This window comes from Actinomycetota bacterium (assembly GCA_030774015.1).
Classification (GTDB): domain Bacteria; phylum Actinomycetota; class UBA4738; order UBA4738; family JACQTL01; genus JALYLZ01.
Genome location: JALYLZ010000170.1, coordinates 1 through 12,555, shown reverse-complemented (window position 1 = coordinate 12,555; position 12,555 = coordinate 1). Strand labels below are relative to the sequence as shown.

Annotated in this window: 14 protein-coding genes; 2 read left to right on the top strand and 12 right to left on the bottom strand. The window is 71.1% G+C overall.

The genetic code is table 11. The annotated features are described in order from the left end of the window. The 5 genes from carA to M3Q23_16630 all read right to left on the bottom strand — a co-directional run. Nucleotides 1-990 (bottom strand): glutamine-hydrolyzing carbamoyl-phosphate synthase small subunit (carA, locus tag M3Q23_16650; GenBank protein MDP9343685.1); only part of this gene is annotated, 990 nt, incomplete at its 3' end. 25 nt (nucleotides 991-1,015) lie between these two features. After that, complete coding sequence (locus M3Q23_16645; GenBank protein MDP9343684.1) at nucleotides 1,016-2,326, bottom strand: dihydroorotase; 1,311 nt, start codon at nucleotides 2,324-2,326, stop codon at nucleotides 1,016-1,018. Then, nucleotides 2,323-3,234, bottom strand: a complete 912-nt coding sequence (locus M3Q23_16640; protein MDP9343683.1) for an aspartate carbamoyltransferase catalytic subunit — start codon at nucleotides 3,232-3,234, stop codon at nucleotides 2,323-2,325. The genes M3Q23_16645 and M3Q23_16640 overlap by 4 nt, the downstream gene beginning before the upstream one ends. After that, nucleotides 3,234-3,809, bottom strand: a complete 576-nt coding sequence (gene pyrR / locus M3Q23_16635; protein ID MDP9343682.1) for a bifunctional pyr operon transcriptional regulator/uracil phosphoribosyltransferase PyrR — start codon at nucleotides 3,807-3,809, stop codon at nucleotides 3,234-3,236. The genes M3Q23_16640 and pyrR overlap by 1 nt, the downstream gene beginning before the upstream one ends. A 562-nt stretch (nucleotides 3,810-4,371) precedes the next feature. Then, nucleotides 4,372-5,358 (bottom strand): ornithine cyclodeaminase family protein, encoded by a 987-nt coding sequence (locus tag M3Q23_16630; protein ID MDP9343681.1) that lies wholly within the window; start codon nucleotides 5,356-5,358, stop codon nucleotides 4,372-4,374. 99 nt (nucleotides 5,359-5,457) lie between these two features. On the opposite strand from M3Q23_16630, the gene tatA reads away from it, so the two are divergent. Continuing rightward, the gene (tatA, locus tag M3Q23_16625) at nucleotides 5,458-5,670 is read left to right on the top strand and encodes a twin-arginine translocase TatA/TatE family subunit (GenBank protein ID MDP9343680.1); all 213 of its coding nucleotides are present in this window, start codon (nucleotides 5,458-5,460) and stop codon (nucleotides 5,668-5,670) included. Between the two features lie 51 nt (nucleotides 5,671-5,721). Here tatA and nusB read toward each other — a convergent pair whose 3' ends face one another. Together nusB and efp are read right to left on the bottom strand one after the other, a co-directional pair. Further along, entirely contained in the window at nucleotides 5,722-6,189 is a 468-nt protein-coding gene (gene nusB, locus M3Q23_16620) for a transcription antitermination factor NusB (GenBank protein MDP9343679.1), read from the bottom strand. A 5-nt stretch (nucleotides 6,190-6,194) separates the two neighbouring features. Beyond that, nucleotides 6,195-6,758, bottom strand: coding sequence for an elongation factor P (efp, locus tag M3Q23_16615; GenBank protein MDP9343678.1), 564 nt, complete (start codon nucleotides 6,756-6,758; stop codon nucleotides 6,195-6,197). A gap of 226 nt (nucleotides 6,759-6,984) precedes the next feature. Here efp and M3Q23_16610 point away from each other — a divergent pair, with 226 nt between their 5' ends. Next, nucleotides 6,985-8,238: a transposase gene (locus tag M3Q23_16610; GenBank protein ID MDP9343677.1), complete on the top strand. Its 1,254-nt coding sequence runs from the start codon at nucleotides 6,985-6,987 to the stop codon at nucleotides 8,236-8,238. Between the two features lie 20 nt (nucleotides 8,239-8,258). Here M3Q23_16610 and M3Q23_16605 read toward each other — a convergent pair whose 3' ends face one another. The 5 genes from M3Q23_16605 to aroC are packed head-to-tail and all read right to left on the bottom strand — an operon-like array spanning nucleotide 8,259 to nucleotide 12,525. Next, complete coding sequence (locus M3Q23_16605; protein MDP9343676.1) at nucleotides 8,259-9,332, bottom strand: aminopeptidase P family protein; 1,074 nt, start codon at nucleotides 9,330-9,332, stop codon at nucleotides 8,259-8,261. Continuing rightward, nucleotides 9,317-9,751: a 3-dehydroquinate dehydratase gene (locus M3Q23_16600; protein ID MDP9343675.1), complete on the bottom strand. Its 435-nt coding sequence runs from the start codon at nucleotides 9,749-9,751 to the stop codon at nucleotides 9,317-9,319. Before M3Q23_16600 ends, M3Q23_16605 begins: the two co-directional genes overlap by 16 nt. Then, nucleotides 9,748-10,842 (bottom strand): 3-dehydroquinate synthase, encoded by a 1,095-nt coding sequence (gene aroB, locus M3Q23_16595; GenBank protein ID MDP9343674.1) that lies wholly within the window; start codon nucleotides 10,840-10,842, stop codon nucleotides 9,748-9,750. The genes M3Q23_16600 and aroB overlap by 4 nt, the downstream gene beginning before the upstream one ends. Nucleotides 10,843-10,870: 28 nt before the next feature. Continuing rightward, nucleotides 10,871-11,365, bottom strand: a complete 495-nt coding sequence (locus tag M3Q23_16590) for a shikimate kinase (protein MDP9343673.1) — start codon at nucleotides 11,363-11,365, stop codon at nucleotides 10,871-10,873. Then, on the bottom strand, nucleotides 11,362-12,525 hold the full coding sequence (aroC, locus tag M3Q23_16585; GenBank protein MDP9343672.1) for a chorismate synthase: 1,164 nt from the start codon (nucleotides 12,523-12,525) through the stop codon (nucleotides 11,362-11,364). Before aroC ends, M3Q23_16590 begins: the two co-directional genes overlap by 4 nt. Nucleotides 12,526-12,555 lie beyond the last annotated feature (30 nt).

The following is a 12,555-nucleotide window of genomic DNA, read 5'->3' as shown; positions in this document are numbered from 1 at the left end:
GACCTGGGGCCCTCCCAGGTCCTCCGGCCCTTTCCGCAGGTCCGGCTCCCTCGCTTCGTCGAACTTCACTGCGAACCCGTGGTTGTGGCTCGTGATCTCGACCTTCCCTGTGTCCACGTTCAGAACGGGTTGGTTCGTGCCTCGGTGGCCGAACTTCAGCTTGTAGCTCCGCGCCCCTAGCGCGAGGGCCATCAGTTGGTGGCCGAGACAAATGCCGAAGACCGGGATCTTGCCGAGCAGCTCCCCACTTGCCTGGATTCCGTACCGTGTTGCTGCGGGGTCGCCGGGGCCGTTGGAGAGGAATACGCCGTCGAACCCTCCCGCCAGAACCTCTGAGGCCGGCGTCTCGGCGGGGAAGACGGTGGCCTCGCACCCGGCGGCGGCCAGGCGGCGGAGGATGTTGCGCTTGATGCCGAAGTCGTAGGCGGCGACTCGGAACACGCGGCCGGGTTCCGTCGAAGCCGGGCCGACCACGTCGCGGGCTTCGTAGGGCGCCGGCGTGGACACCTTCCGGGCCAGGTCTGCTCCTTCCATGCCGGCGGACTCCCGCACCCGGGCCAGGAGCGACTCCGAACCGAGGTCCTCTGTGGAGACGGCGCAGCGCATGGCTCCGGCTTCCCGGATCCGGAGGGTCAGGCGGCGGGTGTCGATGCCCTCGATCCCGACCACCCCGGCTGCGGCCAGCTCGTCGGCCAGGGACCGTTCCGACCGCCAGCTGGAGGGCCGGCGGGCCACCTCGCGCACGGCGAAGCCCGCCACCTGCACGCGCGAGGACTCACCGTCCTCGTGGTTGGTGCCGTAGTTCCCCTGGTGCGGATAGGTCATGGTGACGACCTGCCCCGCGTAGGAGGGGTCCGTCAGGACCTCCTGGTAGCCGGACATGGCGGTGTTGAACACGGCCTCGCCGAACGTCTCGCCGTCAGCCCCGAAGCCCGTCCCGCGGAACACGGAGCCGTCCTCCAGCACCAGCAGCGCCTCGGTCACCGCCACGCGGGCTCCCGCGCGGCCGCCGCCATCACCGCTGGGCCTTTCCCTCGTGAACGACCAGCTCGCCCCCGAACATCGTGTGGACGACCTTGCCCCGCAGCGTCCGGCCCAGGAAGGCCGAGTTCCGGCTCCGCGAGGCGAACGGCGGCTCCGCCACCCACTCAGCGTCCGGATCGAACGCGACCAGGTTCGCGTCGCGTCCCGGCTCGACCGGTCCCCCGTGACCGGATGCCCCCAGGATCCGGGCCGGCGACGTGGACATGGCCTCGACGGCCCGCCCGAGCGTCAGCCGCCCCGGGTGAACGAGCTCGGTGAGCACCACCGCCAGCGCGGTCTCCAGGCCGATGGTTCCGGGCGGGGCCTGGTCGAACTCCTGTTCCTTGTCCTCGACGGCGTGCGGCGCGTGGTCGGTGGCCACGGCATCGATCACGCCCTCCGCCAGGCCCGTTCGCAGTCCGTCACGATCATCCCTCGAGCGCAGCGGCGGGTTCACCTTCCGGTTCGTGTCGTATTCCGTGAGGTCCTCGTCCGTTAGGGCGAGGTGGTGGGGCGTGACCTCGGCGGTCACACGCACGCCTTCCGCGCGTGCGCGCCGCACCAGCTCCACCGAACCAGCCGAGGACAGGTGGCAGAGGTGCAGCCTTCCCCCGGTCAACCGCGCCAGCAGGAGGTCACGGGCCACCATGATCTCCTCGGCCTCGGACGGCTGGCCGGCCAGGCCCAGGAATGACGAGGAGTACCCCTCGTGCATCTGGGTCCCTCCCGCCAGCGACTCCTCCTCGCAGTGCTCCGCGATCACCACGTCGAACGCCCGGGCGTACTCGAGCGCCATCCGGAGCACCCGCGAGCGCTGGACGCATTTGCCGTCGTCCGAGAACAGACGGACGCCGGCGGCGGCCATCTCGCCGATCTCCGACATGGCCTCACCGGCGAGCCCGGTGGTGATGGCGCCGACCGGGTGGACCTCGCACATCCCGGCCCGCTCCGCGAGCGCCAGCACTTCCTGGATCACGGCCACGTTGTCGGCCACCGGGTCGGTGTTGGCCATCGCGGTGATGGCCGTGTAGCCGCCGATGACGGCCGCACGCGATCCCGTCTCGACGGTCTCCTTGTCCTCCCGGCCGGGCTGGCGCAGGTGCGTGTGCAGGTCCACCAGGCCGGGCGCCAGGACCAGCCCGTCGCAGTCCAGGACCGTGACGCCCGGTGAGCGTGGACTCATCCCCGGCCCTTCCACGGAAGTCACCAGGCCGTCCTGGACCAGCACGTCGGCCACGCCGTCGTGACCCGCGGCCGGGTCCACCAGCCGGGCTCCCTGGAACAGCACCCGGGCCGGCGTCATGCCCCACCTCCCAGCATCAGGTAGAGCAGCGACATCCGCACGGCGATGCCGTTCGTCACCTGCTCGGTGATCACCGACTGGGGCAGGTCGGCCACGTCGGAGGCGATCTCCACGCCCCGGTTCATCGGTCCAGGATGCATGATCATGCAACCTTCGGGCAGCAAGGCGACGCGATCTCGGGACAGCCCGTACAGCCGGGTGTACTCCCGCACGCTGGGGAAGAACTGCTGGCGCTGGCGTTCTCGCTGCACCCGGAGCATGTAGCAGATGTCCAGCTTGGGGAGCACGGGGTCCAGCTCGTAGGACACCTCGGCGCCCCAGGCACGCGCCCCGGGCGGGATGAGCGTCGGCGGGCCGACCAGCGTCACCTCGGCCCCCATCTTCGAAAGTCCGAAGGTCAGCGAGCGGGCCACCCGTGAGTGCAGCACATCGCCGACGATGGCGGCCCGAAGGCCCTCGATCCGCCCGAACCGCTCCCGGATCGTATACATGTCGAGCAACCCCTGGGTGGGGTGCTCGTGGGTGCCGTCACCGGCGTTCAGCACGCTCGCGGTGACCCATCGGGTCAGCGTGGCGGGCGAGCCAGACGAGGAGTGGCGTATCACGATGGCGTCCGCTCCCATGGCCTGGAGCGTCAGCGCGGTGTCCTTCAGGCTCTCCCCCTTCGACACCGACGAGCCCCCAGACGAGAAGTTGATGACGTCGGCGGACAGCCGCTTGGCCGCCAGCTCGAAGGAGATCCGCGTCCGCGTGGAGTTCTCGTAGAAGAGGTTCACCACCGTCCGGCCCCGCAGGGCGGGCACCTTCTTGATGACCCGGGTCCCGACCTCACGGAAGGAGTCCGCGGTGTCCAGGATCCGGGTCACGTCGTCCCTCGACAGCTGCGTGATCGACAGCAGGTGCTTGATCATTCCTCCCCCTTGCCGGCTGGCGAAGCACGATGCGACGCCCCCGGTCCCGCCTCGAGGACCACCAGGTCCTCTCCGTCCGTCTCGGCAACCGCCACCCGAACCTGCTCGTCGGCCCGGGTGGGCACGTTCTTCCCCACGTAGTCGGCCCGGATCGGAAGCTCGCGGTGCCCCCGGTCCACCAGCACCGCCAGCTGCACCGCCCGGGGGCGCCCGAAGTCCACTAGCGCGTCCATGGCCGAACGGATGGTCCGGCCCGTGAACAGCACGTCGTCCACCAGGACCACGGTTCGCCCGGTGATGTCGAACCCGATCCGGGTCTCGTGCACCTCGGGTGCCTCCGCGCGCAGCCCGATGTCGTCGCGGTAGAAGGTGATGTCCAGGACCCCCACGGGGACGTCGGCACCCTCGATGCGCCGGATCTCCGCGGCCAGCCGCCGGGCCAGGTCGTCGCCGCGAGCGGCGATGCCCACAAGGGCCAGCGAACCGGCGCCCTTGTTCCGCTCCAGGATCTCGTGGGCGATCCGGGTGAGGGCCCGGCGGATCTCCGCCTCGTCCATCAGCCGGCTCTGCATCTGGCCGGAGCCGGAGCCGGCCGTGGCACCCATCACGAAGAATCGCCCGGCCGCGAGGGCGGCAGGGCGTGCCGGTTCGTCAACGTCTCGTCCTCCCTTCCCGGCCTCACAGGACCGGTCCTTAAAGGGGAAGTTCCTCGCAGGGCAGCATACCCGGGCCCCGAGACCTCATCAAGCGAGGCGGAGATGGAACCACGACAGACCGGAGCCTGGTTCCTCTGGAGCACCAGACCCGGAACCGGGACTCGACGTTCGACATATCGATCAATGGACTGGATGCTTTTTGATGCATGAGAACGCACGCTGAAGGCTGTCATCGAGGACGCCCTTCGTGCCTCGCTCGCGCGTCGCGGAGAGCCTGGCGGTGACGGGCCGTCGCGGGAGCTTCCGACCTTCGCCGGACGCAGGCTCCTGCCGGGGGTCGACTTGGACAGCTCCGCCTCCCTCCTCAAGCTGATGGACTCACGTCCAGCCCCTTGACGTACGCGTCCTGGTCCATGCCTATCGACGCGCCGAGCCACGCAGCCATTCGAGACTGGCTCCAGATGCTCGAGGGCCGGACCTAGAGTTCGACCTCCAGGCCGGCTCCGCGGGCGGCGGCTGCCGACAGCACCAGCGCGGCCGCGACGGCGTCCTGGGCGGCGATGCCCACGGACTTGTACAGGGTGATCTGGTCGGGGGAGGTCCGTCCGGGCTTGCTGCCGGCCAGGACCTCGCCGATCTCGGTCTGCACGTGGGACTGGTCGACCACGCCGTCGCGCACGGCCCAGGTCAGGTCGTTCGCCCCGGCCGGGGTGGGGGCCAGGGTCGACGCCTTCGCCTCGATCACCACCAGGGCGTCCCGCACGGTCTCCGCATCGACCTCCCGCCCCTTCGGGTTCAGCCCGACGGAGTTCACGTGCACACCGGACGCCAGCCATTCCCTGCGCACCACGGGCTCCAGGGCGTGGGTGGTGGCGCACACCACGTCGGCCCCGTCCAGCGCCTCGGCGTAGGAACCGGCCGGCTGGACCGCGAGGTCCAGTTCTTCCGCCACTCGCTCAGCGAACGCAGCCGCTCTCTCGCGGTCCCGTCCGGCCACCCGGATCTCCTCGAACTGCCGGACCCGGGTCACCGCGCGGGCGTGCGACCGGGCCTGTACGCCGGTGCCCACGATGGCCAGCACCGACGCATCCTCCCGGGCCAGCAGTCGGGTGGCCAGGGCGGAACCCGCCGCCGTCCGGATCTCGGTGATCGACGTGGCGTCCATGAGGGCCACCGGGGTCCCCGTCTCCGGGTCGAACGCAACGATGACGGCCTGGTGGGTGGGCACGCCCGTCCCGGCGTTGCGAGGGAACAGCGACACCAGCTTGGTCTCCAGCATGCCGGCCGAGGGCAGGTACACCGGCATCACGCCCAGCAGGCCGTCCCGTTCCTGGACCAGCGCCGCCACGCGGGGCGGCATGGACACATTGCCGGCCGAGACCTCCCGCATGGCCCCGGCCAGCGCCTCCACCAGCAGGTCGAGGTCGAGGAGGTCTTCCACCTCGGAGCGTGACAGGATGAGCACGAGGCGATTATTCGCCACCGGCCGGCGATCCGGAACCGTGACCGAACGCTCTGGCGATTCGGCGACGAAGTCCTACACTGGGGGCGAAAGGAGACGTCGATGCTCGGATTGTTCGAAACGCTCGGCCTGGGCGAGATCCTCATCATCCTCGCCGCGGTCCTGCTCCTGTTCGGGGCGAAGCGCCTGCCCGAGATCGCCCGGTCCCTGGGGCGCTCCTCCAACGAGTTCAAGAAGGGGCTCAAGGAGGGGGGCGACCAGAAGGACGAGGACACCGAGAACGAGAAGCGCCCCTCCGCGACCACCTCCGAGTAGCCGGCCCACCCCGCCCGCCGGACCCACCGGACCGCACGCCCGCGGGCCGGTTCAGGACGAGGGCGTCTCCGTCTCTGCCCGTTCCCTCGCGATCTTCCCGAGGATCCCGTTCACGAACCTGCCGGAATCCGCCGTGGACAGCTCCGTGGCCGCCTCCACGGCCTCGGAGATGGCCGCCGAGACCGGAACGTCGGGACGGTGCAGCAGCTCGTAGCAGGCCAGTCGCAGGATGGTCCGGTCCACCACGGCCATCCTGGCCACCGTCCAGCCCTCGGAGTGCTCGGCGATGAGCCGGTCGAGCTCCGCCAGGTTCTCCTCGACGCCCTCCACCAGCTCGCGGGCGAACGGAGGTACGTCTTCCCCGTAGTCCGCCCATTCCCGAAGGACCTGCGAGGGCGAGGAATCGGTCACGTCGGCCTGGTACAGCACGTCCAGGGCCCGCCGCCTGCCCGCGTGACGGGGATGGAGCGGGTTGCGCGGACGCCCGCCCGGCTCGGCGGTGGCGCCCTCCTCCCCCACCGGTGCTACTTCTCTCGGGTCAGGTACTGCCCCGTGCGGGTGTCGACCTTGACCTTGTCCCCCGCTTCCACGAACAGGGGAACCTGCACGGTGAGCCCGGTCTCGAGGGTGGCGGGCTTCATGGCCCCCGACACCCGATCGCCCTTCACGCCCGGGTCGGTCCTGGCCACCGTCAGCACCACGGCCGCGGGAAGCTCGACGCCGATGGCGTTCCCCTCGTACATGGACACCACCGGCGAGAAGCCCTCGGTGAGGTAGCTCGCGGCGTTGCCGATGACCTCCGCCGGCACCTGGTGCTGCTCGTAGGTGTCGCTGTCCATGAACACGTACGAGTCGCCCTCGCGGTACAGGTACTGCATCTCGCTCTTCTCCAGGATGGCCAGGCCGACCTTCTCGTCGTGCTTGAACGTCCGCTCCAGCACGGCGCCGGACTTCAGGTTGCGGAGCTTGGTCCGCACCACGGCCTGGCCCTTGCCCGGCTTGTGGTGCAGGAATTCGAGGACGGTCCACAGCTGGCCCTCCAGCTCGAGGGTCATGCCGTTCTTGAGGTCGTTGGTGGAGACGCTGATGGCTTTACCCTCCCACCCGGGAGGCGTGGTCGGCTCTACGGTTCGGTCGTGACGTGCCCTGGGGGAAAGCTTGTGGCGCTTGTCCCGCGAGGACTGACGTGAGACGGCTTCCCCTGGGGCTCGTCCCGGAGGCCCGACGCCCACAAGGGTGTCGTCCCGCGAGGACTGGTCCATCAGCACGGCGCCGCGCCTCCACCCACATCGGTCGTCGACGGAAGGAGGCAATGTGCTGGGCGTAGGGATCGACTGGGCCGAGGACGCGAACCAGGTGGCCCTGGGCCGACCAGGCGAGGGGATCGTCGAGGAGTTCTCGATCGCCCATCGCCCCGAGGCGGTGGGGCGGCTCATCGAGCGGATCGGCGCATTGGAGTCCGACCCGGGCGAGGTCCGGGTGGCCATCGAGACCAAGCACGGCCACCTGGTGGAGGCCTTGGTGGAGGCGGGCTACGCGGTGGTGCCGGTGAACCCGGACCTGGTGGCTCGCCGGCGCGGTCCGGCCCGCAAGAAGGACGACTCCGAGGACGCCAGGATCCTGTGCCTCATGGCCATGGACCGCCACACCGTGCTCCGCCCGCTCATCCCCCACGGAGAGGCCGCCGCGGAGATCCGAGCGATCGCCCGCGACGACGAGCGGGCTTCCCGGGACGAGCGGAGGCTGCTGAACCGGCTGCGGGCCGACCTCATCGCTGCCTTCCCCGAGGCCCTTCACTTCGCCAGCGAGGACCTTGGGGCCCCCACGTTCCTGCAGGTCCTGGCTCGCTACCCGACCGCGGAGGCCGCCCGGGCCGCCGACGATGCCACGCTGCAGGCGCTGTTCCGTACGGCCCGCCATGGCTGGCCGGATCGAGCGGTGAGCAGGCTCCGAGAGGCGCTCGGCTCCTCCCAGTTTGTTCCCAAGGCCTACCTCGTGCGGGCCAAGGCCGACACCATCCGCCTGGCGGCCACCCAGCTCCTCGCCCTCGGGGCGCAGCGCCGGGCCTGGGAACGGCGGATGGGCCAGCTCCTGGCCGAGCTGGCGGCCACGGGAGGACAAGACCAGGGGCAGGCGGTCCCTGACGGCGAGATCTACCTGAGCTTTCCGGGCCTCGGTTCCCGTCTCGCCGCCAGGGTCGCCGGTGAGATCGGCGACCATCTGGAGCAGTTCTCCACGCCGAACTCGCTGCAATGCTACGGGGGCAAGGCCCCGGTCACGAGACGCTCGGGCAAAAGCGAGTTCGTGGTGGCCTGCCGCCAGGCCTGCAACCGCCATCTGGCGAACGCCGTGCAGCAGTGGGCGTTCTGCTCGCTCTCTCGTTCCGGGTGGGCCCGGGAGTTCTACGACGCCCAGCGGGCCCGGGGGAAAACCCACCATGCCGCCCTGCGAGCCCTGGGGAACCGGTGGCTCGAGGTGCTCTGGCACTGCCTGCGCAAGGGCGTGTCGTACGACGAGGCGACCCATGTGGCCAACCGCGAACGGGCTCTCAAGCCCGTCGCTGCGTGAGGAGGTTGACAAAGGGTGTCTCACAGGACCACGAGGTCCCTGGTCGACCGGGGGATGGCCCGGCACCCGTCCCGCCTCACCACCACCATGTCCTCGATCCGGACGCCGCCCAGGCCCGGCACGTAGATCCCCGGCTCCACCGTCACCACGGCGTTCTCCGGCAGGACGTCCTCGGAGGGCCCCCGGAGCGTGGGCCCCTCGTGGATCTCCAGGCCGACCCCGTGGCCGAGCGAGTGGGAGAACCGCTCGCCGTACCCGGCGTCGGCGATGACCTTTCGGGACGCAGCGTCGGGATCCTTGCCGACCACTCCCGCCCGCACGGCGTCGATCCCGGCCTGCTGGGACCGGGACACGATGGCGTGGATCTCGCGAAGTTCCTCCGGCGGCTCGCCGAAGGACACGGTCCGCGTCATGTCGGCGTGGTACCCCGCGTAGAGAGCTCCGAAGTCCATCTTCACCACGTCGCCCCGGGCCAGCGCGCGGTCGGTGGGATGGTGGTGTGGCTCCGCGGCGTTCTCCCCGAAGGCCACGATGGAGTCGAACGCGAGCCCCTCCGCGCCGGCCTGGCGCATGGCCCACTCCAGCTCCAGGGCCGCCTCCCGCTCCGTGATCCCCTCCACCAGCTTCGGGAGGATCCGATCGAACGCCTCGTCCGTGATGGCCTGGGCCCGCTCGATCATGTTGATCTCGTCGGGCTCCTTGATCCACCGGGGCCGTTCGATCTCCTCCCGGGTGGAGACCAGCTCGACGTCGCCGGCCTTCTCCCGGAGGTCCTCGTAGAAGCGGTAGGTGACGCCGCCGGACTCGAAGGCCACACGTGTGGCGCCAGTGTCGCGACAGGCCTGTGCGAAGGCGGAGGCGAAATCGACGCTGTAGGTCCGCCGCTCGAGGTCGGGTACCTCCCGTCGGGACTGCTCCGTGTACCGGCCGTCGGTGAAGAACACGCCGTGGCTGGCGGACAGCAGGACCTGCCCGTTCGAGCCGGTGAACCCGATCAGGTAGCGCACGTTGGGAAGGCGCGTGACCAGGAACGCATCCACCTCCAACTCCGGCAGACGCGTGGCGAGACGGTTCCTTCTCAGCTGGAAATCCACGGCAGGGCCTCCAGGGCCAGATGATACCCGCCGGCCCCCAGCCCGGTGATGACGCCGCGGCAGGCCGCGGACACCACCGAGCGCCGCCGGAACTCGTCGCGGGCGTGGATGTTCGACATGTGGACCTCGATCACCGGCAGCCCGCAGGCCTCCACGGCGTCCCGCACCGCGTACGAGTAGTGGGAGAGCGCCCCCGGGTTCAGCACGACGGCTCCATATCCGTCGGCGGGCGCGGCCAGCAGCGCCCGCACCAGGTCCCCCTCGGCGTCGCTCTGGCGCCACCCGACCTCGTGTCCGAGCCGGCCCGCGGTGGCCTCGACCTGTTCGCGGACCTGGTCGAGCGTCTGCGTCCCGTACGTGCCCGGATCGCGCCGCCCCAGCGCGCCCAGGTTCGGCCCGAGCAGGAAGAACACCTTCACCGGCCCGCCCCCATCTCCTCCAGCACCTCGCGGATGACCGCCTCCGGGACCGCGTCGACGACGCGGGGGGCCCCCACGTCCTCCAGCAGCACGAAGCGGACACTCCCCTGGTGTTTCTTGTCCAGCCGGAAGGCCTCCAGGATGCCCTCCGTCTCGGGCAGCGGACCGCCGGTGGGCAGGGACAGGGCGGACAGCAGCCGCTGGTGGCGGGCCGCCAGCGCCGATCCGGCCATGCCCAGCCGCTCGGACAGCTTCGCCGCGAAGACCATCCCCACGGCCACGGCCTCTCCATGCGAGCGCCCCCGGAACTGGTCCATGCGCTCCAGGGCATGGCCGAGGGTGTGGCCGTAGTTGAGGACGAGCCGGGGACCCTCGTCGCGCTCGTCGGTGGCCACGACGGCCGCCTTGGCCCGAACCGAACGGGCCACCAGGTCCTCCAGGGTGGCCGGGTCCCGGGCCAGGACGGCGTCCACCCGGTGCTCCAGCAGGTCCAGGAGCCCCGCGTCGAGGACCAGCGCGTACTTGGCCACCTCGGCCAGCCCGGAGCGGAACTCGCGCTCCGGCAGCGTGGCCAGCGTGGCCACGTCCGCCAGCACCGCCCGGGGCTGGTGGAACGCCCCCACCAGGTTCTTCCCGGCGGGCAGGTTCACCGCGGTCTTGCCGCCGATGGCCGCGTCGACCTGCGCGGTCAGGGTGGTTGGGACCTGGAGGAACGGGACCCCTCGCATGTACGTCGCGGCCACGAACCCGCCCAGGTCCCCCACCACGCCCCCGCCCAGGGCCACCACCACGTCGCTGCGGTGGGCCTGCTGGAGGGCCAGCTGGTGGTACAGGGCCTCGGCCACGGCGATGGTCTTGGCCTGCTCGCCCTGGGGGACCGGAAGGTGGATGGACTGGAGCGAGCAGGGCTCTATGGCCAGCCCCACCTGGAGCGAGTCCAGGTACAGCGTCGCAACCTGATGGTCCGCCATCACGAAGGCCTTCTCGGCGGCGCCCAGATCGGGAAGGTGGGCCGCGGCCCGGCCCAGAAATCCGGAACCGACCACGACGTCGTAGGAGGAACCGGCCGCCGCGACGGGTATCCGCGTCACCGCTGTGCCTCCAGGACCTGTGCCGGCTTCACCGGAGTGCCTCCGCGATCCGCCCCGCCACCTCGGCGGGCTCGCCGGCGCCGTCCACCCGGTGGTGGGCCACGTCCCGGTAAACGGCTCTGCGCTCCCGGTCGATCCGCCGGACGTCCACGGGTCCCGTGACCAGCGGCCGGGGCATTCCGGCCGCGACCCGGGTCCACAGGCGCTTCACGGGAACGTCCAGCGCCACGACCGTCCCGGTAGAACGCATCAGGACACGGTTGTCCTCGCGCAGAGGAACCCCTCCCCCACAGGCCACCACGCAATGAGGGCCGGAAGCCGCCCGCTCCAGCGCTTCCCGTTCCAGCTCCCGGAACCGGGGCTCCCCCTGCTCCTGGAAGATCTCGGGGATCGAACACCCCGCCGCCCGCTCGATCTCGTCGTCCAGGTCCACGAACGGGAGCCCGAGCATCTGCGCCAGGGCCCGGCCGGCGGTGGACTTCCCGGAACCGGGCATCCCCACCAGGTACACGTGCCCGCTCACGACAGTCCCGCCGTGTACGCCTGGAGGTTCCGGCGGGTCTCGGCCAGCGAGTCGCCGCCGAACTTCTCCACGAACGCATCGGCCAGCACCAGCGCCACCATGGCCTCCCCCACCACCGCCCCGGCCGGCACGGCGCACACGTCGGAGCGCTGCCGGATCGCCACCGCCGCCTCCCCCGTGGCCACGTCCACGGTGCCGAGGGGCCTGGCCAGGGTGGAGAACGGCTTCATGCCGGCCCGGACCCGGATCGCCTCTCCGGTGCTCATGCCGCCCTCGATGCCCCCGGCCCGCCCGGTCCGCCGCCGGAGCCGCCCTCCCACCAGGGCGATCTCGTCGTGGGCCCGGGATCCGGGCCGGGCCGCCGAGGCGAACCCGTCCCCCACCTCGACTCCCTTGACCGACTGGATGCTCATCAGGGACATGGCCAGCCTGGCGTCCAGGCGCCGGTCGAGGTGAACGTGGGACCCGAGGCCCGGCGGGGCTCCGTACGCCAGCACCTCGAACACCCCTCCCAGGGTGTCGCGGGCCTTCTGTGCCTGCCGGATGGCCTCGACCATGCGCGAGGATGCCCCCGGGTCCAGGCACCGCACCGGCGACCGGTCCACACCGTGGGTGTCCTCGGGCCCCGGCACGCGGGCCCGGGCCGGTGCCCGCACGTTCCCGATCGCCACCACGTGCGACACGATCGTCACGCCCAGCTCGGCCAGGAACGACTTGCAGAAGTACGCCGCCGCCACCCGGGCGGCGGTCTCCCGGGCGCTGGCGCGTTCCAGGACGTTTCGGGCATCGTCGAAGCCGTACTTCTGCATGCCGGCCAGGTCCGCGTGGCCGGGCCGAGGCCTGGTCAGCCGCTCGGCGGGGTCCGGCGACCCCTCCACCCCCATCCGCTCCCGGTATTTGGTAGCCCATTCCGCGTTCGGGATGGACACCGCCACCGGGCTCCCCAGGGTCCGTCCGTGGCGGACGCCCCCCAGGATCTCGGCGGGGTCGGTCTCCAGGCGCTGGCGGCCGCTGCGGCCGTACCCGTGCCGCCTCCGGGCCAGCTCGCGCCTCAGGGCGTCCATCGACACCGGGACGCCGGCCGGCAGTCCCTCCAGGACGGCCACCAGGGCCGGGCCGTGCGACTCGCCGGCATCGAGGAACCGCAGGGACCGCAGCATGCCAAGACTATAGGGGCCGGGGAGCGTGCC

What these genes read in the sequence shown, in the direction of transcription:
- M3Q23_16645 (MDP9343684.1), bottom strand. Translation starts at nt 2,326, where the DNA reads ATGACGCCGGCCCGGGTGCTGTTCCAGGGAGCCCGGCTGGTGGACCCG.
- aroC (MDP9343672.1), bottom strand. Translation starts at nt 12,525, where the DNA reads ATGCTGCGGTCCCTGCGGTTCCTCGATGCCGGCGAGTCGCACGGCCCG.
- pyrR (MDP9343682.1), bottom strand. Translation starts at nt 3,809, where the DNA reads ATGCAGAGCCGGCTGATGGACGAGGCGGAGATCCGCCGGGCCCTCACC.
- tatA (MDP9343680.1), top strand. Translation starts at nt 5,458, where the DNA reads ATGCTCGGATTGTTCGAAACGCTCGGCCTGGGCGAGATCCTCATCATC.